Source organism: Lysinibacillus fusiformis, assembly GCF_016925635.1.
Lineage (GTDB): Bacteria > Bacillota > Bacilli > Bacillales_A > Planococcaceae > Lysinibacillus > Lysinibacillus fusiformis_F.
In genome coordinates this window covers 3,253,679-3,277,168 of the sequence record NZ_CP070490.1, presented here as the reverse complement: position 1 = coordinate 3,277,168, position 23,490 = coordinate 3,253,679, and the positions used below count along the sequence as shown (strand labels likewise).

The window sequence follows — 23,490 nt, the reverse complement described above, 5'->3', positions numbered from 1 at the left end:
CCTCCTCTTTTTCTATCATAAAAGAAGGAGGACAGAACAGATTGAAAAGGATAGAACAGATTAGATAGGTTCGTGGTACAATCGTTTTGAATAGGAGGAATCGATGTGGGTAAAGCAATTCAAAATGAAGATTATCTTTTTAAGAAAGTCTATGATGATGTACTGCACCGAATAGAACGTAAAGAATGGAAAGAACATGAAAAGCTTCCCTCCGTTCGGCAATTAGCATCTGAAATGAATGTTCATCGACTAACGGTATTAAAGGCTTATCAATTACTGAAACAGCATGACAAAGTTTATGTAAAAGATAAAGCAGGCTATTTTGTCCAATCAAATGTAACGAAAAACCTTGAATATCTAGATCAGGACAACCCCATTGTTTCAGCATACGTAAAAAAAAATCATTTATCCGAAATCCATCAACCAGCTGTTTCCTATCATTTTTCTCAGGCATTGATTGATCCCAATCTTTTGCCTAATCATTATTTTTCAGATTACGTGAAGGAAGTGTTTGACCTTCATCCCAAAGTACTGGCAACCTACTCAACTGTACAAGGTGATTTAGAGCTGCGTGAAACACTCTCTCAGTATTTTATCAACCAGTATAAAACTCATCTCAGTGCAGATGATCTGTTAATTACTTCTGGCTCACAGCAAGCCATTCACTTAATCGCTCAAGCTTTTATTAAGCCAAGAGACGTTGTTTTATTTGAACGTCCAAGCTATAGTGCAGCGATTGATATTTTTAGAGCACAGGGGGCACAGATTGTAACGTTTGATATCCATCCTGAGGGCTACGATTTAGAACAGGTTGAATACTATATTAAACAATACAAGCCACGCCTATTTTATCTCAACCCCACATTCCATAACCCAACAGGTTATACTGTTCCTGTTGAGCAGCGTAAAAGATTAGTAGAATTAGCTGAACACTATCGATTTTTATTAATAGAAGACGATGCCTATCACGACATCTATTTTGATGAAGCCCCGCCACCACCAATTTACACATATGATAGTGCTGGGACAGTCATTTATATCCGAAGTTTTTGCAAATATATCTCTCCTGGTTTGAGAATAGCGACTGTTATTTGTCCATCATCATTAATGAACTCACTACTAACAGAAAAATCGTTAGCTGATAATGGCTCACCACTTCTCAATCAAAAAATTTTTCTCCATTACTTTTCCTCACTAAGGTTGCAGCAGCACTTGGAGAAAATTCGGATTGCCCTACAGATCCGAAAAGAAATCATGGAGGAAGAGCTAGCAGTAACAGGTTGGCGATGGATCAGCCCAAAAGGCGGTTTGAATTTATGGGTGCAGCTCCCCGATAAACTTCCAACTGAATTATTATTATCCAAAAGCATCGAACAATCGATATCCTTTGTGCCAGGTCAAATTTGTGATCCATTAAAACAACTATCTTCCTGGATACGTTTGAGCTATTCTTATGCAAATGAAAAACAGCTAAGAGAAGGGGTAAAAAGGTTGGTTGCAGTGGCGCAATCGGTTTCTAAGTGATCAGACTAGCGATTTAATTTCATCTATAAACGGTGGTTTTCACAGCTTTATCAACCATTTCAATTATTTCGTTCAGAGCTGCCACGAATAGAAAAAAGCAGTGGACACAGCAATAATACGCTACCACATCCACTAACATATTCAGCTGTCAATTTGAATAATATGAAAAAAAGTTATACATCTAGCTCCTATCTCTACAAAATAATTGCAACGAAGGACAGCAAAAGATTGTTCTAGGTGAAGAGCACAAATGTACCAAGGAATGATAAGAGTGCCTTCAGATTTGATGAAGCCACATTGACTCTCATATTCCCGCGAAATAGTGGTCCAATTTAAAGCTGCCTCCTTTAAGAAAAGTTATTTTATTATTAAAAAGCGAGATTTAGAGAAATTTCTATTCTCATAACATCCCTGTAGAATGATAGAATGTTTTTATACAGTGATAGAAGGAGGAGAACGATTCATTGTCTGATCAAAATGAGAACTCATTAGATAAGGGAAAACAGCCTGATCCGAAAATCAAAGTAGAAAGAAAAGAGGGAGAACCTACTGCTGCTTTCAAAGGGGCTTCCTGGGCTGCATTGTTAGTAGGTGTTACTGCTTATTTTATAGGCTTGTTTAATGCAACGATGCAACTAAACGAGAAAGGATATTACTTAGCTGTTTTAGTATTTGGACTCTATTCAGCAATATCTTTACAAAAAGCAGTAAGAGATAAAGAAGAGGGAATACCTGTCACTAATATTTACTATGGTATTAGTTGGGTTGCACTTATTGTATCTATTTCATTAATGGGCATTGGGTTATATAATGCTGGCAGTATTGTTTTAAGCGAAAAAGGGTTTTATGGTATGTCATTTGTTCTTAGTTTATTTGCATCCATCACGGTTCAAAAGAATATTAGAGACACACAGAGAGCAAGAGAAAGAGAGTAGGTTATATTACTGAAGAGTCGAGAAGTTCATTCTCGATTCCTTTTGTCATTTTTTCTTAAGCTCCATGCTCCTCCAGACTATAAAAAAAGAGCATGGCTGTCATAAACCATACTCCTATCAATTTTATTAATTTTCTCCACTTATCTCGACTAAAATTTTAGATTGTGTTTTGTCATTTGTTAACGTTTTGAATCCTTTTTCAACAATCTCATCTAGTTCAATTTGGCTTGTGATGATCCCTTGTGGATTTAGTTGACCAGCGCTCATTGCATCAATTGTTCTTTGGAAAATGGACGGTGTATAAACAATGGAAGATAATACATTAACACCCGTGTTTGTAAGTTGCATTGGATTCCATTCGATTGGTCTTGCAAAAATCGAAACAATCATCATGTTTCCACGAGGTTTTGTTACATCAATTGCTTGTTTAAATGTAGGAGCAACTCCCGCCACTTCAAAGGATACATCAACCCCATCTGCAACAATCGCGCGAACAGCTTGTACAGGATTTTCTTTACCTGAGTTAATAGCATGGGTTGCACCTAATTCTTTTGCCTTTTCTAATCGTTCATCCGATAAATCTAATACGATAACTTTACTAGCACCAGATGCTTTTGCAGCGATTACTGTTAATAATCCAATTGGTCCAGCCCCAAATACAGCAACAGAATCCCCTAATGTAACCCCAGCATCTTTGACAGCTTGTACAGCAACAGCCATTGGTTCTACCAGTGCACCATCTTGTAATGTTAAGTTATCTGCTAAACGGTGTACATTTGTTACAGGGACATTAACATAATCCGCAAATCCACCGTTTCCATGTAAGCCAATGAAGTTAAATCCATCATAACGATCGACATCTTCATGTTTATTTCTATACGTTAGTGTAGGATTGATGACAACTCGGTCCCCTGCCTTAAAGTCAGTAACCTTAGAGCCAACTTCTTCGATGATACCAGCAAATTCATGTCCCATTGTAAGTGGGGCAACTTCACCTGTTAATTCAGCTTTTACATCAACTGGTACGAAAACCGGACCCTCTTCGTATTCATGTAAGTCACTTCCACAAATACCAGCCCATGCTACTTTTACTTTCACTTCTTCTTCTCTTAAAGCTCGTAATTCAACCTCTTCGACTCTAATATCTTTCACACCATGCCAAACTGCAGCTTTCATTTATGTTACCCCCAAAAAATTATTTAAATTGGTACCATAAAATAACATCCTTAATAGCCATTCGTGCATTTTCAAAATCCGACACTTCTATACACTTGATAAATGTATTGATGGACATATGGTAGGATTCAACTAGATTCATTTTCCATTTTGTTTGTGCAGCTACATTTGTAACAAATATTGTTTCTTTAAAGAATCGTAGCATGGCAATATTTCCTGTAACATCAAAAAACAATTGTAGCAAGTGAGCAAACGAAACAACATATTCATAAATATTTTCAGCAGACTTTCTTTGTTTCATCGCTTCAAAACGAAGTAATAGTTCATTTTGCAAATCGGCAGTCCATTTAGATTCACACTCGGTAAGTGCAATATCCAATAGATGATAAAGCGCTTCCAAATAATCCTTTAATTCCTGATCCGTTATAATCTTTACTCTTACACCTTTATGTTGTACTTTTTCAACTACACCATCTTTTTGTAAAAGATAAAGGGCTTCACGGACAGGTGCATGACTTACTTGTAACTCCTTTGCAATTTCCGCTTCGATTAAGCGCTGACCTTGTTCATAATAACCAGAAAATATGCGAAATAATAATCGTTCCGCTATCTGCTCAGAAATTGTTTTTTTTGAAATTGAATTTTCATCAAACCCCATTAAACCACTCCAATAAATTTATATCTTTTTATTTTAACATAGTTCAGTGTATAGGGTGATTAGCTAAAAGCGTTATATATTATAGATTATCGATAATCTATAAAAGTATTTTAATCTATAAATTCATTTCTTTCAATTATCTTGTTTCGAGCATAACTATTCCTAGAAAATTGGATTTAAAAACACTAGCTTCTTCAACCCCTTAGGTGAAATTTTTCAAAATCATCACCATCTTTTTTTCTCTTCATATTCTATAGAATCAGATTATTGAGGGGGAAACATATGGGGATTGAATTCACAGCTCTCCATTGGATTTACGTTGTTTTTATTGTGCTCATCATCGGTTTTATGGTTAAACGTCGCGATACCACCCTCATTTGTGTAGTAGGCATCTTTTTGCTAGCGATTGTTGCGACTGGCGATTTTACTTCGTCCATAAGTGGTGTGTTTAACAGCTTTATTTATGCCATAACAGAGCTGTTATCAACGATTCTTATTATTTCGATTATCGTGGCGATGAGTCGAGTCATGATGTCTTCAGGTATTAATGAGGTTATGGTTGCACCTTTCACAAAGATCATTAAAACACCAGCACTAGCTTATTGGACGATTGGACTATTAATGATGTTTATTTCTTGGTTTTTCTGGCCATCACCTGCAGTGGCTCTGTTAGGGGCGGTGCTCTTACCTGTTGCGATTCGGGCTGGTCTCCCAGCACTAGGTGTTGCCATGGCGATGAACTTATTTGGGCATGGTATTGCGTTATCGAGTGATTTTGTCATTCAAGGGGCTCCAAAATTAACGGCTGATGCTGCTGGTATCCCTGTTGGCGATGTTGTTTCAGCCAGTATTCCACTTGTTATCACAATGGGCGTTGTGACGACAATTGTTGCTTATATTTTCTTACGACGTGATATGAAACGAGGCACTTTACTTTTAAACACTGCCAGCAAGGAAGACGAAGATAGTACACAAGCAATGGAGGAAAATTTACTATCGATCGGGCAAAAACGATTCTTTGCTGTACTTATTCCTATAGCTTTCATCTTGGATGTTGTTGCAATGTCTGTTTTTAAATTGCAAGGTGGCGATGCTACGGCTTTAATTGGGGGAACCTCTGTTTTTATTCTATTGTTGCTTAGTGTTGTTGCTCATAAATCAGAGGGACTAGAAAAAACAACAAGTTATTTGATTCAAGGATTTCAATTCGGCTTTAAAGTCTTCGGACCTGTAATTCCAATTGCTGCTTTCTTTTATCTTGGAGATGCTGGCTTTACACAAATTCTTGGTGATCACCTTCCCGCTACCTCACACGGTATTGTCAATGATCTTGGTGTAGGTCTTGCAGCAATCGTTCCGTTAACAAAGGAAATTGCCGTTGTCACGCTAGCAGTTGTTGGCGCTATTACAGGATTAGATGGTTCTGGCTTCTCAGGAATTTCTCTGGCTGGCTCTGTTGGCAGTTTGTTCGGCAATGCCATTGGTGAAGGAACGGCAACTTTAACAGCTTTAGGGCAAATCACAGCTATTTGGGTTGGTGGCGGTACACTAATTCCATGGGCATTAATCCCAGCCGCTGCTATTTGTAATGTCAGCCCATTTGAGCTGGCAAGGCGTAACTTAATTCCAGTAGTCATTGGACTGGTTGTGACAACGATTGTAGCGGTATTTTTGATATAAAGACAGCAAAGAGATGGCCTATTTTTGGAAGCCATCTCTTTCACGCTGTTTTAACTATCCGCATAATATTTTCGAAAAGATTCATGAAATATCTGCTTTAATTGAAATCCATTAATCCCCAAATTATTAGCTTCTACCATGATTTGCTCGACACCCTTCGCTACTTGTTGAATGGAAAAATGCATGGCTTTACTAGAATCTACTATTATCAATGCTGCAGAATGCGGTTTAATGGTGATGATGCCTTTCCTTTGAAGCTCTTTGTAGCTTTTATGAACCGTATGCAAATTGAGGTCTGTTTGTGCTGCTAAATTACGAATAGAAGGCAAATGGTCCCCCTGTGTTAAATTTCCAGTCACTATTGCTAAAAGGACCTGCTGTGTTAACTGCTGATAATACGGAATTTTACTTCTTCGATTTATTTTTACATTCATTTGTCGAGAATTTCCTCCATATTAAAATTTCTTTTTGGCAATAAAATGATGCATGATAGCCATCATGAATAGTACAAGTAACAGTGTGACAACAATATTAAAGCCATACCATGTTTCTACGTCACCTGTCATTAATATCGTGGTAGCATACAAACTATTACTAGCAGGATTCATTACATCTAAGAATGGATGTAAGCCAGCACAAAAACGACAAATAAATAAGACACCAATACTGATTAAAGCAATAAATGGTGAACTATTAAAAAAGGTACTGATCATGGCAACAAATGTAATGACAAACAATAGCCAAATACAATAAAATGCTAAAGCGATCAATGCACGAGTGATCGGTACAGAGGTAAATAAATAAGTTGTATAGCCAAAGGATATTGCATAGCCAAGTGTAATACATAGTACAGCTAAAACATAATGAGTAAGGAGTTTACTATTTAAGTAGGATGAGATAGATACTGGCCTTGTTAGAATAAATGCCATCATCCCATTGGCCTTTTCTCCTTGAATAATCCCCATCGTTGCAATGGCAAGGATGATTATACCTAATTGATCAAATTGCGAATTAAGGGTTGAGGCAAGCACTTCTTCTCCCCCTGGCTTTGCCATTGTAGGATCAATTATAATCCCTTCAACACCACCCATAGATTGTAAAATGGCAGGTAAAAAATACATCATGATCGGCTGAGTTAAGCCTAGGAGGATATAGACAATTGGTAGCCAAACGACTTTATATTCCTTTGTCATTTGATTCATTTCTTTTCTACTTAATGCTAGAAACGTATTCACTTCACGTTACACCACCAATTCTAAAAATATTTCTTCTAAGCTTTCTTGAATGCCAAGATCAAACTTTGTAAATACCACGTTTGAATTCAATCCGTACTGTAGCAATCGATGGGCATCTGCTTCCAATTGATTGACATATACTTTAAAACCATCACCGCAACTTTCGATTTTCTTTACATATGGTAACTGTTCAATCGCTGTGAGCCACTTAACATCTTTCTTCTGAATCATTAAAAAGATAGCTGGATCTTGATAGCGATTAAGTAACTCTAATTTTGTTGCATCTTCTATTTTATAACCATTTTTAATGACCACAAAGCGCTCACAAACTTCCTCTGCATCGCCTAATATATGCGTAGAAAGTAAAATGGTCGTTTCTTTTTTTATGGCTTTTAATAGATTCAGCACTTCACGTCTACCAATTGGATCTAGTGCTGATACTGGTTCATCCATAATGATGAAAGCTGGCTTGTGTAATAAAGCTTGTGCGATGCCAAGACGCTGCTTCATACCCCCTGAGAATGTTCCAACATGAGCATCTGCTTCTTTCCCTAAGCCAACCTTTTCTAAAAGAATTGGAATGTCTTTTTGTAATTGATTTTTTGAAATACCAGAAAGTGTCCCCATAAAGGATAAGGTTTCAGATGCTGTCATCCACGAGAAGAAATTAGGATACTGTGGTAAATATCCAATATGATTTTTCATCTTTGAAATTTTTTGTCCATCAAGTACAATGTCCCCTTCATCTGCATAAAGAATGTCAGCAATGATCTGAATTAATGTGGATTTCCCTGCCCCGTTTGGTCCAATAAGCCCTACACATTCATTCGAATCTATAACCATTGAAAAACCGCTCACGGCCGCTTTCTGTTTAAATTTTTTCGTAATATTGTTAATTTCTAAGCGCATGTTTATTGACATCCTTTCTACCAATCACGAAATATAGAACAGAACCAATTGTATTAAAGAACAAAATAATCATTGCCCACATCAGTATGTTTTCTCTTGTATCTCGGTGATTATATAAATCAATTAGTGCAACAGTGATAAGTAAAAAACCTACGAGTACAAATGGTAAAAGGATTGGTAGTATGCTTGCCCAATCAATTTGATTTAAGTCTTCAAAACCATAGTGTAATTTCATTTTTATAGCCCCTTCATTATCATTATCAATAATGATAACAAATGGATGAATAAATTTCATTACCTTTTTACTGTACATCTGAAAAAAAATTCTATAGTATATTTTTTGATAATGTTCTCATATTGATAACATTTGAATGCTTCCCTTGATATTATCTCATTTTCTTGTAGGAGGATCGGTTTATGCGCAATAAAGCAGAGGTATTAATGCACCCTGTGAGAATGAAAATTTTACAAGCTCTGATGCACAATAAAGAAGAGGGTTTAAGCACATTGGAGATGATTTCTGTCATTAAGGATGTACCACAAGCTACTCTATATCGTCATATCCAAATTTTAGTCGATGAAAACATCATAAAAATTGTGAAAGAGCGAAAAGTTCGTTCTGTTACAGAGAAGTTTTATGCATTAAATGAAGGAGCAGCAAAACTTAGCAAGGAGGATTGGACCCAACTCACAACCAAGCAAAAATTAAATTATATTTCCTACTATCAACTGGCTTTACTATCTCAATATCAAAATTATTTGCATTCCCTTGATGAAAAAGAAAGCACGACAGATTTAGCAACATTTTCTTTAATCGACCTAACGTTAACGAACGATCAATTCAAAAACTTTGAAAATGAATTAAACGATTTATTAACTAAATACTATAATATGACCGACTCAAATAAAGGTTCTGAGACTAAAACAATTGCTCTAAATATTATTCCAAAACCTTAGGTACTATTGACGTAAAGAAATGGAGAAGATTTATGAAAAAAGGAAAGTCACTAGAAAATATACGAAAATTCATTATGATAATTATTGGTGCAGTTATTGCCGCTTACGGACTAGAGGCCGTATTAATTCCAAATGCGGTTATTGATGGCGGTGTAACAGGTATTAGTATTATGGGTGCTCACCTCTTTGGTATCCCGTTAGGCGTACTGCTCTTTGTATTAAATATTCCGTTCATTTATATCGGCTATAAGCAAGTTGGAAAAACCTTTGCCTTAATGAGTAGTGCCGGCATTGCTGCTTTATCGATTTCGACGGTTTTATTACATGATGTCAAAACCATTTTAGGCCCAAATGATCCTCTCCTAATTGTCTTATCTGGTGGTATGCTGCTTGGTGTGGGTATCGGGATTGTCTTACGAAATGGTGGCGCTTTAGATGGCTCAGAGGTTTTAGCTGTATTATTATCACGTAAGATTCCATTTTCAGTCGGCGATATTATATTATTTATCAATGCCTTTATTTTCTTAGGGGCAAGCTTTATCTTTGGCTTAGAGAGTGCTCTTTACTCAGCGTTAACTTACTATATTGCCAAAAACGTTATTGATATTATCCAAGTTGGTTTAGAGAAATCAAAAGAAGTTCGTGTGGTTAGTGCAAAATCAGAGGAGATTGGCGATGCCATCCAAGCTCGCTTAGGACGTGGTGTTACCTATACACATGGTCGTGGTGGCTTCTCCAATGAACCAACTGAAATCTTAAACTGTGTCATTAACCGTATGGAAGAAAATAAATTAGTTTCGATTATTAAGGACATTGACGAAGGCGCTTTTGTTGTCATTTCTGATGTATCCGAAGTTCGCGGTGGTAACTTTAAGAAGCGAGATATCCATTAATGTAAAAGTAAGTAAGGCATGATGCGCCTTACTTACTTTTTTATTTAGTTACTACTATCATATTTTACGCCCCCTATTAAACATAATGCCCCCAGCATTACTACTAAGGAAGCCCCGATTAATGCATACTGATAGCTATTTGTAAAATTCGCAAGTGTTCCTGCAATGGATGGTCCAATCATTTGTCCAAGTGCATAGCCTGCCGTTAAATAACCTATTATTTGATGACTATTAACTGGTACAATTTGTCTTGCTAATGTTGTCCCAACCGTTGTAATACCCATAAAGGTTGCCCCAAAAATAAAGGCACTAGCATAAAGGATCATCGAATTTGTAGCTAATGCAGGTAAAACAATGCCTATCGCTTGCAAGAACATAGAGATGAGTAAAATTTTCACATAACCATAACGCTGTGCTAGCTTAGACCACACGATACATGAGGGAATTGCTGCCACGCCCACAGCAAACCATACAAAGGCTGCATCCCCATGAAAGCTTGTCGACTCCTGTGCAATCGATACAATAAATGTGCCCGTGACAATATAGCCAAGTCCCTCTAAGCTATAAGCGATGATTAACCACTTCATCCAAGACGGAGGAGGCGTTTTCTGTGAAATAATTATCTGGCTTTCCGCTAGTTGTTTACTTGGTGGAATGGGTTTGATGAATAGCACAATCCAGACAAACAATACAAAACAAAACAGGGCTAGTGCGATCCAAGTGCCATTCCAATTGAACATGGCATGTATTGGAGAAACGATCACGGCACTTAATGCAATACCCATGCCAACCCCACTATAAAACAGCCCTGATAGTTGCATATTCCTACTGCTAGATAACTGGTCTAATACAAGGCTTGTCATAACAACAAAAATAAAAGCACTCATAACACCTGAGATAAACCGTAATATGTACCATATTATGATGGCATTTGTAAAACCCATGAACGCCGTTGTTAAAATGCTGATAACAAGTGCAACTCGCAAAAAGGGAATACGTTTATTCCCTATTGGTAAACGGCCTGCCACCCAGGCTCCAACCAGATAGCCTAAGTAATTACTAGTTGCTAAATAACCTGCTGTTGCACGGCTAAATTCAAATGCTTCTTGCATATACGGTAAAATAACCGTATACGAAAAACGACCGATGCCCATAGCAATTACTAAAGCAAAAACGCCACCGATTAAATATCGAACGGTTTGCTTGTGCATAACATCACTCCTTCTATTTCACTATATCGAATATCTAGGTATCGCAAATAGACCCAATTCGTTATAATAAGTATCAAAAAAATTGATAGTTGGTGACTCTATGAATATTAATGATTTAACGATCTTTCGAACAGTCGTCCAAACTGGTAGCTTTTCAAAAGCTGCCACAGCTCTTAATTACACTCAATCCAACATCTCTATGAAAATCCAAAGTCTTGAGGCACTGTACGAAACAACCTTTTTTTATCGTGGGCATCGAGGCATACGGCTAACACCAAAAGGGGAACAATTTTACGAGTTAGTCTTAAAAATGCTTCATCTCTATGAAAAATCTTTTGAAATCATACAGGATACAGAGGAACAACGAGGCGTTTTACGAATTGGTTCGATGGAAACAACTGCTGCACTGCATTTACCAGCGCTGTTAACAACATTCCATCAAGCACATGAACAGGTGGATATCACCATATTAACAGGCCCCTCTCAGCACAATATTGAACGGGTAGAAAACTATGAACTAGATGGTGCATTTGTTACGGGACCTGTTTATAAAGAAAATATATGGATGAAAGAGTTTGTCTGTGAAGAGCTTGTTATTCTCACATCTAGCAAGCAAAAACCCATCAAGCATCTACAAGATTTAGAGGGGAGCACCGTAATTACATTCCGCCATGGCTGTTCCTATCGAGCCATCTTGGAACATTGGTTACATGAAGACGGTGTTCAACCGCAGAATCGAATGGAGTTTGGTACGCTTGACGGTATTATTGGCTGTGTTGCTGCTGGGTTAGGTATTACCTTGCTCCCTCGTGCCATTGCGGAAAAATATATGGCAACACAAACATTGACATTGCACGAGATAAAGAACAAGCAAGCACATATTCCTACATGGTTTATTTATCGTAAGGATGAAGTGCAATCCCCCATACTAAAGTATTTTTTAGAATCTATCGAAGCTTATGACTATCCAACGGTTTGACGGTTTTATCCGTCTGTTTTAGGGTTCTATCCACCGGTTTTAGAGTTCTATCCGTCAGTTTTGGGATTCTATCCTACAATTTTTCGAATCTATCCGTCTCCCTATTGAAAAAGCTGTTCAGCCCATCATTCTCTGCTGAACAGCTCTTCACATGTTTTCTTTTGACGACTGAATGCATTTCCTTTAGGCTGTAATTAGACACTGAAGGGAGTTTTCTATGGATATTTTTATCGCTAGTAACCGCCAATTACCTATCCGCTACTATGTGCAGGAAGCGATTTGGATTCGACGTGGTGGCAGTATTAAGCTGCCAGATTTAACACTGCCGTTTTTCGTCGAGGTAGAGATTAAAAATCAATATAATTTACATATCATCGCAGATTATATTATGGACTTTCAACGACAATACAAGCAGACAGAAATCCAATTATTAATTAGAAACACAGCTACCCTAGCTACCCTGCAAGATATGCTTTCACAACATGTACAGACACAACATGCCATTACCATTCTTCCATTATAGTCAAGGCTATTGGGCTGTTAATGGCAATGTGATAATAAAGTACAGTGTCTCGTTTTTATATTTAGCGTGAATCGTTCCTCCGTGAAGCTCCACAATGCTCTTGGCAATCGCTAGTCCAAGCCCTGAGCCCTCAGTAACATTTGATCTCGATTGATCCTTTTTATAAAATCTCTCAAATAAACTACTAAGCTCCTCTGATGTAAAGGCATCACTTTGATTCGCCACACAGATACGCACATGGTTTTTTTGTCCTTCAAGAGAAACCATAATTTTTCCTTCAGCTGTACTATAATTGATCGCATTGATGAGTAGATTATCAAATACTCGCACAATCTTTTCCGAATCCAGCGCCGCAAAAATTCGTTTTTCTGGAAAATGTTTTATAAAAATACGTTGTTTTTCCTCTGCTAATGGTACTAATTCTTCCATTAGTTGTTCGAGCAGCTCATTTACACAAACTTGTTGTCGCACTAAAGAATTTTTATCATTCGTTAGCTTGGTATACTCAAATAAATCATCTATTAAATTCTTTAATTGCTCGGATTTCGAAAACGCTATTTTCAAATATTCGTCATATTGCTCTTTCGTCTCATACTTCTCTTCTCTTAATAAACGTAAATAACCCATAATCGAGGTAAGTGGCGTTCTGAGGTCATGTGAAACATTAGTAATGAGATCATTTTTTTGTTGCTCAATTTTTCTTTCCATCTCGATACTTGTCATGATTTCTTCTGCCATTTGATTAATATTAACAGTTAGTAAAGCAATTTCATCCTGCCCTTTTTTCTCAATACGAAAGGCTAAATTCCCTTTTGCGATTTCCATAACCCCCTCCGCTAATGCCTCAATTTGATTCATTTTGCGTTTTGTTATATAGAAAAACGATGCGATAAACAAAATAACACCAATGAAAAAAGGTATGGGTCCTTCACTCGTACTTGTGATGGCTTCACCCTGTGGAAGCCCACTAACAAAGAAATAATAATTTTTTTCTTGTAAGGTCAACGGCACTAATGTAGTAAATTCCTTACGAGAAGTTTCGATCACATGATAGGCATTTTCAAAAGGCTGATTCATTGTAAAATCCATGACATGCCTAATTTCTTCATGTAAATCGATTTGTTGCTCTTTTACCTGCTTTGTTTTATATAAGATCTTACCTGTATCATCTGTGACGACTATTTTTAAAGCATTTTCTTCATTTTCTATTTTTCCGTTTTCTTGATCAATCAATTCTCTTAACGCTTCAACACTATTTTCTTGGGTCGCCAATTCTGCTGTATCCTGTGCATGGTAATACATCATCTTCATACTGCCACTATAATCCACGATCACAGTTTCATTGATATTCTCAAAAAATGGCACTACTGCACGTGCCACTAAAAAGCTGCCAAGCGCACATAATAAAAACGTTGTAAACAGTTGAATACGAATGCTACGTTGAATATTATTTTTTATTTTCACACCGATATGCTTTAGAAACCTTGGGAACTTTAAAAGCCTAAAGATCTTTTTCAACTTTATACCCTACTCCCCATACGGTTTTAATATATTGAGGATTTCTTGGATTTGTCTCAATTCGCTCTCGAATTTTTCGAATATGTACCATTACAGTATTTTCTGATTGAAATGCCTCCTCTTTCCAAACTTTTTCATAGATTTGCTCTGCACTCATGACGATGCCTGGATTACTAACAAGCAATTCCAAAATAGCAAACTCTCTTGGCGTTAACTTTACTCTTTCATTGTTCACAAAAACTTCATGTGTCGCTATATTGATACGTAAATCACCAACTTCCATCTCCTCATTATTGCTACTATTAATACCGCTCATTTTCAAATAGCGACGAAGCTGTGATTTAATGCGGGCAATCAGTTCTAACGGATTAAAGGGCTTTGTCACATAATCATCAGCACCTATCGTTAAACCAACAATTTTATCCATATCTTGAGATTTGGCAGTCAGCATAATAATAGGCATTTCTGCTATTTCTCTTACCTTCATACACATTTCAATGCCATCTACTTTAGGCATCATCAAATCCAATACAATTAAATGAACCTTATGCTTCTTTACTAACTGCAAACCCTCTTCTCCATCACATGCCTCTAGCACATGAAACCCCTCATTTTTCAAATAAATGGCGATAAGATTTCTTATCTCCTTTTCATCATCTACAATTAAAATTGTTTCATTACTCATCTAATCCCACCATTAATCAAATATTTTCCAATAATCACGTTTCACCATTTTACCTATTTTTTTATTTTCCGTATATAAAAATAATAAAAACAGCTGACAATCAAGATGAATACCCCAAAGTAAATACCATATTTCGTAGCAATCACAGAAATATACTCAATCTGGCTACCGAATAATAAACCAAGTGTAAAATAAATCAATGTCCATACAAAGCCCGTTGTGTAGGAAAATAAGGCATATGTTTTAAAAGACATATTATTCATTCCCACCAAGTAAGGAAGAATATGTCGAACAATCGGAATAAAATAACTCAGGACTAACGCAAAGCGTCCATATTGATCTAGCAATTCTTTCGATTTGAGTAAGTATTTTGCCTTTTTCTTTTTCACCAATTTATCGAGTACACGATGACCAAATAGTTTACCGAGAACAAAGCCTAGAGAAAGCCCCGAAACAACGCCTAAATAAGTGAGTAAAAAAGATTTCCATACGACCATTTTTTCTAACGAAGATAGAAAGCCACCACTCATGACAATCATTTCATCTGGTAGCGGCATGCCTATAATACCTAGCCATAAACTAAAAAACAAAGCAAAATAGCCATATTGTTCGATAAATAGTAACAGATCCTGTAGCTCCATTAACTGACCCTCGTATTTCCAAGCCTACAGCTCAATACATAGGCTGGTGGCATATTGATCCATACTTTTTCATGAGAAATATCCTGAAAATAGGTTTGGAAGAATGATTTTTTCACAAGTGAATATTGGAAAGTAATGAATTTTCCATTGTGCAAACAATCCTTCACATTTCTTAAAATACAACAGGATACTTCCGCCTTTAAAGATGTAAATGGTAGCCCAGAAATAACATAGTCTATTTTTTCGATAGTCAACTCCGTCATATATTGCTTCAAATTTTCTGCTGAGCCATGAATCACTACAACATTGGCTACATGAGCAAACTGCCGACGTAGTTTTTCACAAAAAATCGCATTATTTTCTATGAGAACCAGCAATGTAGCTGGCTTTTTTCTTTTCACAAGCTCCGTTGTAAAGGACCCCATCCCAGGACCCAGTTCAACAATGCATCGAGCCGTATCAAAGCAAATAGGTTGCACCATTTTATGCGCTAATTTTTTAGAGCTAGGTGATATGGCGCCTATAGTTTTCGGATGTTTTATAAATTCAGTAAGGAAGGTGATGAGCTGCATATAGTTTTCTCCTCGCTTTGCTTTCATTGTTGATGGTTCTAACTATAAAGAGCATTTCTTAAAGATTTGCAAGGAGAATTCTTAACTTTTTCTTAATAATTTACATTATTTACTTAGTAGGCAAACAGTATTCTCATAGGTGTAAACAAAAAAGTCGCTCATTTCATACATGAGTGACTTGATTGATTAATTTATATATTCATCTTCATTTTTCTGCTTATACTCTCCATCCCTAAATGCTCATAAAACTCAATTGCATTGGTATTGAATTCCCAAACATTTAATTCTATAGATATAGCTCCCTTTGCTATTGCCCATTCTTTACAACGATCAAATAATCGTTTTCCAACACCTTGTTTTTGTATTTCCTTTTTTACACCAAAATCATGAATATATGCATATTTACGCTCTATTAAAGAATGAAATGGAGGTGCACATTCAATGCAAACTACAGCAAAACCTATAATTAAATCACTATGCTTGGCTATAAAAATCTCACTATTTTGATCTTCAAGTAATTCTTTAAAATACATATTGGGCATAACAGATTCAACATTTTTAAAAACAGTCGGTTCTTTCATAACATGATCTTCGTGTCCTTCTCGCACAAGATCATTGATCGCAATATAATCTTCATTCTTAGCTGTACAAATAGTAATAATCATATTTCACACCTCCCAAAATAACCCTTTTTTTATATTATAACAGCAGTATAAAGGTATGATTCTTTCTTATATGACATGTTGTAATTTTAATCTTTTTCTTTGTTTCTCATGATTCCCTTACTAATTCCTCTTATAATTAACTGTCCTAAAACATAAAAAAATGAAACAAAGATAATGGCTACATCTCTTCCAAAAGGCTTAAACCAACTTCCATCATCATCTATAAAAAAATGGCCAAATATCAAAGAAATAGCTGTCATTAAAAAATTCATGGCAAAGAACAAAATTAAATGACGATTTCTGGATACCACACCTACTACAATGATGAAAAGAAGAAATAACGGAAATAAGAAACTAGCCTCTTGGTTAGAAAGATGGCTATTATACTCGTAAAAATGAAATAAGAACGAAAATGGAAATAACAGCAAAATAATTTGAATAAGTCTTTTCATTTCAACTATACCTCCTTGAAATATAAAATGATTAATTTAGTGTAATTTTACACCAATAATCCCCTTTTATCTATATAAAATAAATGTATACAACGGTAATCCTTCTGTATCAACTTTGTGCTGAACATCAGTACCATTTCCCTTAAGATTCATAAAAGGTTAAAAGGTACTTCGTTCTAATGACTATTTCCTACATAAAATAGGCATACAATTGCTGCCAATCGAATAGAAACCTATATAGAGAACATTTAGTCACGGGAAAAATAAAGTGGGGTGTGAAAGGATGCTTAAAGTAAATGATGCAAAAGAAATGGTACTTGAAATTGTGCAAGATGACCCATTGTTTGTTGCACTACAACATACGCCTTTAGAGGAAAACCTCTATAATGATGGGTATTTAGCAGAGATTGATGAATCGAAACACTATACAATCGCAGAAGTCGCGGGCTGGTTTGATATTACAGACGCCATGCTTCGCTACTATTTAAAACCGTTTGAACAGTACATTTTTGACAATGCTTCATCCAATACAAATAGCAATATTCGTTTAAACCTACCTGCTATATTAAGATTGCGAATGATTTTATTATTGAAGGATGAGTATCGTGTGAGGGGGATTAAATTATTGTTAGGTATTGATGATAACGGTCAGTTGCTGAAACACCAAATTACCGCAACGACCATGGATTCTGAGGATTTATCACATAAAATTGATTTGCTCGGAAACGTCCTACAGCAGATGATTCAAACAGGCCTATTTCAGATTCTACCCAATGAAGAGCAAGGAACTTTACAAGTAAACATTAATCAGGATTTTCTTGCTCAAAACATCGAACGATTTTCTTCTGAATCTGCCCTTCAAGTAGAGGAAATTCAAAGGGAAACATCGGAGCTAAAACAAGAAAATGAACATCTCCAAAAGCAAATTTCCGAGCTACAAGAAAATAGCGTAAAGGACATTGTCCAAAAGATTAGAGAGCGTCATATAGAAAATGAAATTGTTTCTACTTTACGTACAGAAGCATTACAGCAATTTTCTCAAAATAATAAAGTCGGTTTTTTCACCAAATTTTTCAAGTCCACTCAAATTGAAATGGACAAAGAGCAATTTGTTCTAAGCTATATTTCAAAGCATTTAGAAGAACGTTTAGAAATTGCATTGAACGATTATTATGATAAGTAAACTGGAACAATAGAGAACATGAGTGAGACTATTAGAAATGGTCACAGTCATGTTCTTTTTTATTTTTCCAAATGACATTGACCACAGTAGTCAATTTCAATATAATGGCATAAAATATGACGGAAAGGAGTAAAAAATTGTACCAAGCTTTTATGAATTTAGCAGAAGATAAACGTCAAGCAATCATTAATGCTGCCTTAAAGGAGTTTTCAATCAATCACTATGCTACCGCTTCAACAAACAAAATTGTGAGCAATGCCAATATTTCAAAAGGCATTTTATTTCACTATTTTGGTAGTAAAAAAAATTTATATCTATTTTTATATGAATATACAACCAATACATTCTCCGAAGCGCTTAATCGTCAACTTGATTTAACAGAGCCTGATATTTTTAAGCGTTATGAACAGATCATGAAAGTTAAAATTGATCTCATGAAGCAATATCATGCTCTGTTTGATTTTTTGAAAAAAACCTATGCTGAAACAAGCTTTGAGGTCCGAGATGAATTAAATCATTATAATGCCACTATTCAAAAAAGCTCCTATGCGATGGTATTTGAAGGAATTGATACTGGTTTATTCCACGAAAACTTGGATATCAAAAAAGCAATCGATACAATTCAATGGGTGACAGATGGCATTAGTCATCGTTATGAGGAAAGGTTAAAAGCGCATGCAGATAATCAAGAGCTCTTTAACGAATTAATCGAGCAATGCATGGTAGAGGCAAGTGAATATTTTCTATTTTTGAAGACATTATTGTATCAATAAAATGGGGTGATTGGCATGTCCATGATTGAAGTAAACCATTTAACAAAAAAGTTTGGCGATTTTTATAGTATACAAAATGTTCATCTACAGATTTCAAAGGGTGAAGTGTTCGGTTTTTTAGGACCAAATGGGGCGGGAAAATCCACAACCATTCGCCATTTAATGGGTTTTTTACAGCCAACTGAGGGCTCTTGTTTCATTAACGGTCTAAATTGTCGAGAAGCATCTGCAATCATTCAGCAATTTGTTGGCTATTTACCTGGAGAAATTGCGTTTATAGATAAAATGACGGGTAAACAATTTATTCACTTTATTGCTAAGTTAAGAGGTATGAACGATTACACGCATGCCGAGGAATTAATGCACTACTTTGAATTAGATGCTTCTGGGCTCATAAAGAAAATGTCGAAAGGTATGAAGCAGAAGGTTGGCTTAGTTTGTGCCTTCATGCATCATCCCGAAATTGTCATTTTAGATGAACCTACTAGTGGTTTAGACCCGCTCATGCAAACAAAATTTATTGACTTCATTTTAGCTGAAAAGGACAAAGGAACGACCATTTTCATGTCCTCCCATATGATTGAAGAGGTAGAGAAAACTTGTGATCGTGTAGCGATTATTAATGCAGGTAAAATCGTGGCGACTGAAACCATTGCAGACTTAAAGAAACGTAAATCCAAAAAATACATGCTTGCGTTTCAAGATGAGCAAGAGCTTACTCGCTTCCTTGATGAGGAATACGCACTTGAACGAATCTCCTCTACAAAAGTTATGATTACTGTAACAGGAGATCTTCAAGCATTTCTTCGTGCTATATCCAACTACAACATTATAGACCTAGATGTTATTTCACAATCACTAGAAGATATATTTATGCATTATTACGAAAGTGGAGGTACTCAATCATGAATCTTACCTTATTCAAGCATGAGTTTTTTGCCTCTCTTAAACTATTCACCATTATTATAGGTGTACTAATGCTATATATTGTCAGTGTGATTTACATGTATAATCCGGAAATGACGGACACGCTAAAAAAATTAACGGACACAATGCCTGAAATGATGGCGGCCTTTGGTATGACCAGCATCGGCGATACCTTAATAGAATTCCTCTCTACCTATTTATATGGATTTTTATTCATGATTCTTCCTATGGTATTTTCGATCATGTTAGCCAATAAGCTCATCATGGGCTATATTGACAATGGTTCAATGGCATACTTACTTGCAACACCGAATACACGTTTTAAAATTGTCTTTACACAAGCACTATTTTTGATCATTAGTCTTTTTACTCTCCTTGCTATTACCACACTGGTCATGATCGTCTTTGCAGAAATATTATTCCCTAATGAGTTGAATATAACAGCCTTATTACTACTAAATTTCGGGCTATTTTTGTTGCACTTTGCCATTAGTGGATTCTGCTTTCTTATTTCCTGTAGCACTAAAGATTTAAGAACATCTTATGCCTATAGTGCAGGCATTCCCATTGTTTTTTACCTTATTGAGGCACTCAGCAATATGGGTGGTTCATTAGAAAAATTACAATACTTCACAATCTATTCATTGTTCGATTCCGTTAAACTAATTCACCAAAATAGCTCCTGCTGGTGGATGCTAGGTACGCTTTTACTCATTGGCTTGCTTTGCTATAGTTTAGCGATTCGTTTTTTTGTAAAACGAGATTTACATCTATAATTCCTAACCGCTACAGAGCAAGTGCTGTAGCGGTTTCCCATTAAATAGTAGCTACTACATTTCCTAAAAAGCTTAATAATCGAAAATGTAGAGCAACCATTTCTTCTACTGTTAAGTTCTCGTTCCCCTTGTCTAACCACTCCTGAATCACCCCTAAAATGGCTGATGCTATAAAGGCTTGTAAGTATTGCTGAAACTCTGGATCTTGTGCTTCCTTGCGGATAAGTGATAGTCTGTCCAAAATATGACTTCCGAAGATCGTTTTCATCTTTTGCGTAAAGCCAGGACTCCCCTGCTCTCCTAATAACATACGAAAGGCTGGTGCGTGCTCCTTTATACACGCTATCACCTTGATAAACGGCTGATAGAGTTGCCCCATTTTTACTGTTTGAAAAGCATCCACAGGCTGAACATGTTTAACATAGCGCTCTAACTCCAGTAATAGCTCCTGCTGCAAATCCTCCATCACATCATATTTATCCGTATAATGTAAGTAAAACGTGCCACGATTGATTTCAGCTGCTAACGCTAAATTCTTTACTGTCACACGCTCAAAGCCTACCTCCTCTACTTGCTGGATAAAAACCCTTTTAATGGCTTGCTTCGTTTCAAAATTCATCTTTTCATGTACAGACACATATTTTCCTCCATTTACTTAACACTTGCTGGCAAACTGTTGATTGTATTTGCTCACATGCTACCGTAAAATTTTTATCAAATCAACATTGTGTTCAGTGAAGGAGTGAGGTCCATATGGGCAACCAGGCAATCTCTATTAAATCTCTTGAAAAACGATTTCAACAAAAGCAAGTTATTGCCCCCCTTTCTTTGGATATTCCTAAGGGACAGCTAATGGGCTTACTTGGTCCGTCAGGCTGTGGTAAAACAACGCTAATCAAAATGATTATGGGGATGCTAAAGCCTGATCATGGCACTATTCAAGTGTTAGATTTGGATGTTCCACATCAGCAATTATTGAATGATATCGGCTATATGGCACAATCAGATGCACTTTATACAGATTTAACTGGTGAAGAAAATCTACATTTTTTCGCTAAGCTTTATTCATTATCGAAGGCGGAACGAATAGAAAGAGTTGCCTATGCTGCTAGCCTTGTTCGTTTAACAGATGACTTACGACTTAAAGTGGTAAATTATTCAGGAGGAATGAAACGTCGATTATCCCTTGCTATTGCCCTTATTCAGAATCCTAAACTATTAATCTTGGATGAACCGACAGTGGGAATTGATCCTGTCTTAAAAAAGGAAATTTGGCAAGAACTTATTCGTTTAAAAGATCAAGAACAAAAAACGATATTAGTGACGACGCATGCGATGGATGAAGCAGAAAGATGTGATCAATTGGCCATGCTGAGAAGTGGGCATATTATTGCACAAGGTACACCACAAGAGTTAAAAGATCATTATCAAGCAAAAGATTTTGATGAGGTGTTTTTAAAAGCTGGAGGTGACGTTCAATGAGAATAGGTGCTATCGTCACAAGAATCATCCAACAAATGAAACGAGATAAGCGGACACTTGCTTTATTATTTTTAGCCCCGCTTCTTGTCTTGTCCTTAATGTATTTTATTTTCAATAGTAACGAGGCTTCTGTCACACTTGTGGTCTCTAATGCGCCCGCCCCATTGATCGACAAATTGAAAGAGACTGATTTTACTATTATCGAGGACAATGCTTTTTCAAAGAAACAGCTACAGGATAAAGAGTATGATGGTTGGCTAGCAATAGAGCAAAATGATAGTAAGTTAACTTTATTAAATGATGACCCTTCTCTGGCAAAGGCATTAACGATGCAACTGGCACAAGTTTTACAGCCTACTCAAACCTCTATAGGCAGTATGGAGACGGACTATATTTATGGTGATAAGGATACGGCTATTTTTGATATATTTAGTCCTATGCTCATTGGTTTCTTCGTGTTCTTCTTTGTCTTTTTAATTACTGGCATTGCCCTATTAAAGGAGCGTACTTCAGGAACATTGGAGCGTTTACTGGCGACACCTATTAAACGCTCAGAAATTGTAGCAGGCTATATGGTCGGTTATGGTTTATTTGCCTTCCTACAAACGATTATTATCGTCCTGTTTGGTATTTATGTGCTAGATATTGTCCATGTAGGCTCCATCTGGCTTGTCCTACTCATTAATATGGTGGTTGCCCTTGTATCGTTATCCTTAGGTGCATTGCTATCTAGCTTTGCTGCTTCAGAATTTCAAATGATGCAGTTTATTCCACTTGTTATTGTTCCTCAAGTATTCTTTTCGGGTATTTTTCCGCTCGATAGTATGGCGGAATGGCTTCAAAACATTGGACGCATCATGCCTCTTTACTATGCTGCTGACGCATTGAATGGCGTTATGTATAAAGGTTATTCATTTCCTGATATTGTAATGAATCTCAGCATTCTTGCTTGTTTCGCCATTGTTTTCATTACGTTAAATATTATCAGTTTAAAAAAATATCGTTCGTTGTAAAGTAAACAGTAAGAATCTGTTAATCATTAAACAGATTCTTACTGTTTTTTATAATGGTTTCTTTTGCCATATAACCTACTATTCTCTTACAATAAGCTTAGTGAATTTAACAAAAGTAGGTGC

27 protein-coding genes are annotated in these 23,490 nt (G+C 36.3%); 13 read left to right on the top strand and 14 right to left on the bottom strand.

All coding sequences use genetic code 11. The features are described from left to right. Positions 1-105 precede the first annotated feature (105 nt). Together JTI58_RS15940 and yiaA are read left to right on the top strand one after the other, a co-directional pair. A complete protein-coding gene (locus JTI58_RS15940; RefSeq protein ID WP_205442239.1) occupies positions 106-1,524 on the top strand; it encodes an aminotransferase-like domain-containing protein in 1,419 nt (472 codons plus the stop codon). 464 nt (positions 1,525-1,988) lie between these two features. Then, entirely contained in the window at positions 1,989-2,459 is a 471-nt protein-coding gene (yiaA, locus tag JTI58_RS15935; RefSeq protein ID WP_205442238.1) for an inner membrane protein YiaA, read from the top strand. 126 nt (positions 2,460-2,585) lie between these two features. Here the strand turns inward: yiaA and JTI58_RS15930 are convergent, their stop codons facing one another. Continuing rightward, the gene (locus JTI58_RS15930; protein WP_205442237.1) at positions 2,586-3,635 is read right to left on the bottom strand and encodes a 2,3-butanediol dehydrogenase; all 1,050 of its coding nucleotides are present in this window, start codon (positions 3,633-3,635) and stop codon (positions 2,586-2,588) included. 19 nt (positions 3,636-3,654) lie between these two features. Continuing rightward, positions 3,655-4,293 carry a GntR family transcriptional regulator gene (locus JTI58_RS15925; protein ID WP_205442236.1) on the bottom strand — a complete coding sequence of 213 codons (639 nt, stop codon included), beginning with the start codon at positions 4,291-4,293 and terminating at the stop codon, positions 3,655-3,657. A 282-nt stretch (positions 4,294-4,575) separates the two neighbouring features. Between JTI58_RS15925 and JTI58_RS15920 the strand changes: the two genes are divergently transcribed. Then, complete coding sequence (locus tag JTI58_RS15920; protein WP_205442234.1) at positions 4,576-5,973, top strand: hypothetical protein; 1,398 nt, start codon at positions 4,576-4,578, stop codon at positions 5,971-5,973. 50 nt (positions 5,974-6,023) lie between these two features. Here the strand turns inward: JTI58_RS15920 and JTI58_RS15915 are convergent, their stop codons facing one another. Genes JTI58_RS15915 through JTI58_RS15900 form a run of 4 tightly spaced genes read right to left on the bottom strand, consistent with a single transcriptional unit; the run spans position 6,024 to position 8,352 of the window. Continuing rightward, positions 6,024-6,407: a GntR family transcriptional regulator gene (locus JTI58_RS15915; protein ID WP_205442233.1), complete on the bottom strand. Its 384-nt coding sequence runs from the start codon at positions 6,405-6,407 to the stop codon at positions 6,024-6,026. 21 nt (positions 6,408-6,428) lie between these two features. Beyond that, on the bottom strand, positions 6,429-7,208 hold the full coding sequence (locus tag JTI58_RS15910) for an ABC transporter permease (protein ID WP_205442232.1): 780 nt from the start codon (positions 7,206-7,208) through the stop codon (positions 6,429-6,431). 6 nt (positions 7,209-7,214) lie between these two features. Next, complete coding sequence (locus JTI58_RS15905; RefSeq protein ID WP_205442231.1) at positions 7,215-8,117, bottom strand: ABC transporter ATP-binding protein; 903 nt, start codon at positions 8,115-8,117, stop codon at positions 7,215-7,217. Beyond that, positions 8,101-8,352, bottom strand: a complete 252-nt coding sequence (locus tag JTI58_RS15900; RefSeq protein WP_205442230.1) for a PLD nuclease N-terminal domain-containing protein — start codon at positions 8,350-8,352, stop codon at positions 8,101-8,103. Before JTI58_RS15900 ends, JTI58_RS15905 begins: the two co-directional genes overlap by 17 nt. Positions 8,353-8,534: 182 nt before the next feature. Between JTI58_RS15900 and JTI58_RS15895 the strand changes: the two genes are divergently transcribed. Both JTI58_RS15895 and JTI58_RS15890 read left to right on the top strand, forming a co-directional pair. Beyond that, a complete protein-coding gene (locus JTI58_RS15895; protein ID WP_205442229.1) occupies positions 8,535-9,074 on the top strand; it encodes a transcriptional regulator in 540 nt (179 codons plus the stop codon). A 32-nt stretch (positions 9,075-9,106) separates the two neighbouring features. Further along, positions 9,107-9,967, top strand: a complete 861-nt coding sequence (locus tag JTI58_RS15890) for a YitT family protein (protein ID WP_205442227.1) — start codon at positions 9,107-9,109, stop codon at positions 9,965-9,967. Between the two features lie 44 nt (positions 9,968-10,011). Here the strand turns inward: JTI58_RS15890 and JTI58_RS15885 are convergent, their stop codons facing one another. Continuing rightward, complete coding sequence (locus tag JTI58_RS15885; protein ID WP_205442226.1) at positions 10,012-11,178, bottom strand: YbfB/YjiJ family MFS transporter; 1,167 nt, start codon at positions 11,176-11,178, stop codon at positions 10,012-10,014. A 100-nt stretch (positions 11,179-11,278) separates the two neighbouring features. On the opposite strand from JTI58_RS15885, the gene JTI58_RS15880 reads away from it, so the two are divergent. Together JTI58_RS15880 and JTI58_RS15875 are read left to right on the top strand one after the other, a co-directional pair. Next, positions 11,279-12,157: a LysR family transcriptional regulator gene (locus tag JTI58_RS15880; protein WP_205442225.1), complete on the top strand. Its 879-nt coding sequence runs from the start codon at positions 11,279-11,281 to the stop codon at positions 12,155-12,157. A gap of 217 nt (positions 12,158-12,374) precedes the next feature. Next, positions 12,375-12,680 carry a hypothetical protein gene (locus JTI58_RS15875; RefSeq protein WP_205442224.1) on the top strand — a complete coding sequence of 102 codons (306 nt, stop codon included), beginning with the start codon at positions 12,375-12,377 and terminating at the stop codon, positions 12,678-12,680. 6 nt (positions 12,681-12,686) lie between these two features. Here JTI58_RS15875 and JTI58_RS15870 read toward each other — a convergent pair whose 3' ends face one another. From JTI58_RS15870 to JTI58_RS24900, 6 genes are all read right to left on the bottom strand, one after another. Beyond that, positions 12,687-14,198 (bottom strand): sensor histidine kinase, encoded by a 1,512-nt coding sequence (locus JTI58_RS15870; protein WP_205442223.1) that lies wholly within the window; start codon positions 14,196-14,198, stop codon positions 12,687-12,689. Then, positions 14,182-14,883 (bottom strand): response regulator transcription factor, encoded by a 702-nt coding sequence (locus JTI58_RS15865; protein WP_205442220.1) that lies wholly within the window; start codon positions 14,881-14,883, stop codon positions 14,182-14,184. The genes JTI58_RS15870 and JTI58_RS15865 overlap by 17 nt, the downstream gene beginning before the upstream one ends. Before the next feature lie 53 nt (positions 14,884-14,936). Continuing rightward, the gene (locus JTI58_RS15860; RefSeq protein ID WP_205442219.1) at positions 14,937-15,524 is read right to left on the bottom strand and encodes a DedA family protein; all 588 of its coding nucleotides are present in this window, start codon (positions 15,522-15,524) and stop codon (positions 14,937-14,939) included. Next, positions 15,524-16,096: a class I SAM-dependent methyltransferase gene (locus JTI58_RS15855; RefSeq protein WP_205442217.1), complete on the bottom strand. Its 573-nt coding sequence runs from the start codon at positions 16,094-16,096 to the stop codon at positions 15,524-15,526. The genes JTI58_RS15860 and JTI58_RS15855 overlap by 1 nt, the downstream gene beginning before the upstream one ends. A 191-nt stretch (positions 16,097-16,287) precedes the next feature. Further along, entirely contained in the window at positions 16,288-16,761 is a 474-nt protein-coding gene (locus JTI58_RS15850) for a GNAT family N-acetyltransferase (protein ID WP_205442216.1), read from the bottom strand. Positions 16,762-16,847: 86 nt separating this feature from the next. Beyond that, positions 16,848-17,213: a hypothetical protein gene (locus JTI58_RS24900; RefSeq protein WP_243456074.1), complete on the bottom strand. Its 366-nt coding sequence runs from the start codon at positions 17,211-17,213 to the stop codon at positions 16,848-16,850. Positions 17,214-17,496: 283 nt separating this feature from the next. Between JTI58_RS24900 and JTI58_RS15840 the strand changes: the two genes are divergently transcribed. The 4 genes from JTI58_RS15840 (at position 17,497) to JTI58_RS15825 (ending at position 20,872) form a co-directional block, all read left to right on the top strand. Beyond that, the gene (locus JTI58_RS15840) at positions 17,497-18,396 is read left to right on the top strand and encodes a hypothetical protein (RefSeq protein ID WP_205442215.1); all 900 of its coding nucleotides are present in this window, start codon (positions 17,497-17,499) and stop codon (positions 18,394-18,396) included. Between the two features lie 137 nt (positions 18,397-18,533). Continuing rightward, positions 18,534-19,169 (top strand): TetR/AcrR family transcriptional regulator, encoded by a 636-nt coding sequence (locus JTI58_RS15835; RefSeq protein WP_243456072.1) that lies wholly within the window; start codon positions 18,534-18,536, stop codon positions 19,167-19,169. Positions 19,170-19,184: 15 nt separating this feature from the next. Then, complete coding sequence (locus JTI58_RS15830) at positions 19,185-20,078, top strand: ABC transporter ATP-binding protein (protein WP_205442214.1); 894 nt, start codon at positions 19,185-19,187, stop codon at positions 20,076-20,078. Next, the gene (locus tag JTI58_RS15825) at positions 20,075-20,872 is read left to right on the top strand and encodes an ABC transporter permease subunit (protein WP_205442213.1); all 798 of its coding nucleotides are present in this window, start codon (positions 20,075-20,077) and stop codon (positions 20,870-20,872) included. The genes JTI58_RS15830 and JTI58_RS15825 overlap by 4 nt, the downstream gene beginning before the upstream one ends. 40 nt (positions 20,873-20,912) lie before the next feature. Here the strand turns inward: JTI58_RS15825 and JTI58_RS15820 are convergent, their stop codons facing one another. Further along, on the bottom strand, positions 20,913-21,509 hold the full coding sequence (locus JTI58_RS15820; protein ID WP_205442210.1) for a TetR/AcrR family transcriptional regulator: 597 nt from the start codon (positions 21,507-21,509) through the stop codon (positions 20,913-20,915). Positions 21,510-21,625: 116 nt separating this feature from the next. On the opposite strand from JTI58_RS15820, the gene JTI58_RS15815 reads away from it, so the two are divergent. Continuing rightward, on the top strand, positions 21,626-22,354 hold the full coding sequence (locus JTI58_RS15815; RefSeq protein WP_205442209.1) for an ABC transporter ATP-binding protein: 729 nt from the start codon (positions 21,626-21,628) through the stop codon (positions 22,352-22,354). After that, the gene (locus JTI58_RS15810) at positions 22,351-23,367 is read left to right on the top strand and encodes an ABC transporter permease (protein ID WP_205442208.1); all 1,017 of its coding nucleotides are present in this window, start codon (positions 22,351-22,353) and stop codon (positions 23,365-23,367) included. The genes JTI58_RS15815 and JTI58_RS15810 overlap by 4 nt, the downstream gene beginning before the upstream one ends. The last annotated feature ends 123 nt before the right edge of the window (positions 23,368-23,490 follow it).

Coding starts and splice junctions, on each gene's coding strand:
- JTI58_RS15930 (WP_205442237.1), bottom strand. CDS start 3,635: ATGAAAGCTGCAGTTTGGCATGGTGTGAAAGATATTAGAGTCGAAGAG.
- JTI58_RS15925 (WP_205442236.1), bottom strand. CDS start 4,293: ATGGGGTTTGATGAAAATTCAATTTCAAAAAAAACAATTTCTGAGCAG.
- JTI58_RS15920 (WP_205442234.1), top strand. CDS start 4,576: ATGGGGATTGAATTCACAGCTCTCCATTGGATTTACGTTGTTTTTATT.
- JTI58_RS15915 (WP_205442233.1), bottom strand. CDS start 6,407: ATGAATGTAAAAATAAATCGAAGAAGTAAAATTCCGTATTATCAGCAG.
- JTI58_RS15905 (WP_205442231.1), bottom strand. CDS start 8,117: ATGCGCTTAGAAATTAACAATATTACGAAAAAATTTAAACAGAAAGCG.
- JTI58_RS15900 (WP_205442230.1), bottom strand. CDS start 8,352: ATGAAATTACACTATGGTTTTGAAGACTTAAATCAAATTGATTGGGCA.
- JTI58_RS15895 (WP_205442229.1), top strand. CDS start 8,535: ATGCGCAATAAAGCAGAGGTATTAATGCACCCTGTGAGAATGAAAATT.
- JTI58_RS15890 (WP_205442227.1), top strand. CDS start 9,107: ATGAAAAAAGGAAAGTCACTAGAAAATATACGAAAATTCATTATGATA.
- JTI58_RS15885 (WP_205442226.1), bottom strand. CDS start 11,178: ATGCACAAGCAAACCGTTCGATATTTAATCGGTGGCGTTTTTGCTTTA.
- JTI58_RS15880 (WP_205442225.1), top strand. CDS start 11,279: ATGAATATTAATGATTTAACGATCTTTCGAACAGTCGTCCAAACTGGT.
- JTI58_RS15875 (WP_205442224.1), top strand. CDS start 12,375: ATGGATATTTTTATCGCTAGTAACCGCCAATTACCTATCCGCTACTAT.
- JTI58_RS15865 (WP_205442220.1), bottom strand. CDS start 14,883: ATGAGTAATGAAACAATTTTAATTGTAGATGATGAAAAGGAGATAAGA.
- JTI58_RS15860 (WP_205442219.1), bottom strand. CDS start 15,524: ATGGAGCTACAGGATCTGTTACTATTTATCGAACAATATGGCTATTTT.
- JTI58_RS15855 (WP_205442217.1), bottom strand. CDS start 16,096: ATGCAGCTCATCACCTTCCTTACTGAATTTATAAAACATCCGAAAACT.
- JTI58_RS15850 (WP_205442216.1), bottom strand. CDS start 16,761: ATGATTATTACTATTTGTACAGCTAAGAATGAAGATTATATTGCGATC.
- JTI58_RS24900 (WP_243456074.1), bottom strand. CDS start 17,213: ATGAAAAGACTTATTCAAATTATTTTGCTGTTATTTCCATTTTCGTTC.
- JTI58_RS15840 (WP_205442215.1), top strand. CDS start 17,497: ATGCTTAAAGTAAATGATGCAAAAGAAATGGTACTTGAAATTGTGCAA.
- JTI58_RS15830 (WP_205442214.1), top strand. CDS start 19,185: ATGTCCATGATTGAAGTAAACCATTTAACAAAAAAGTTTGGCGATTTT.
- JTI58_RS15825 (WP_205442213.1), top strand. CDS start 20,075: ATGAATCTTACCTTATTCAAGCATGAGTTTTTTGCCTCTCTTAAACTA.
- JTI58_RS15815 (WP_205442209.1), top strand. CDS start 21,626: ATGGGCAACCAGGCAATCTCTATTAAATCTCTTGAAAAACGATTTCAA.
- JTI58_RS15810 (WP_205442208.1), top strand. CDS start 22,351: ATGAGAATAGGTGCTATCGTCACAAGAATCATCCAACAAATGAAACGA.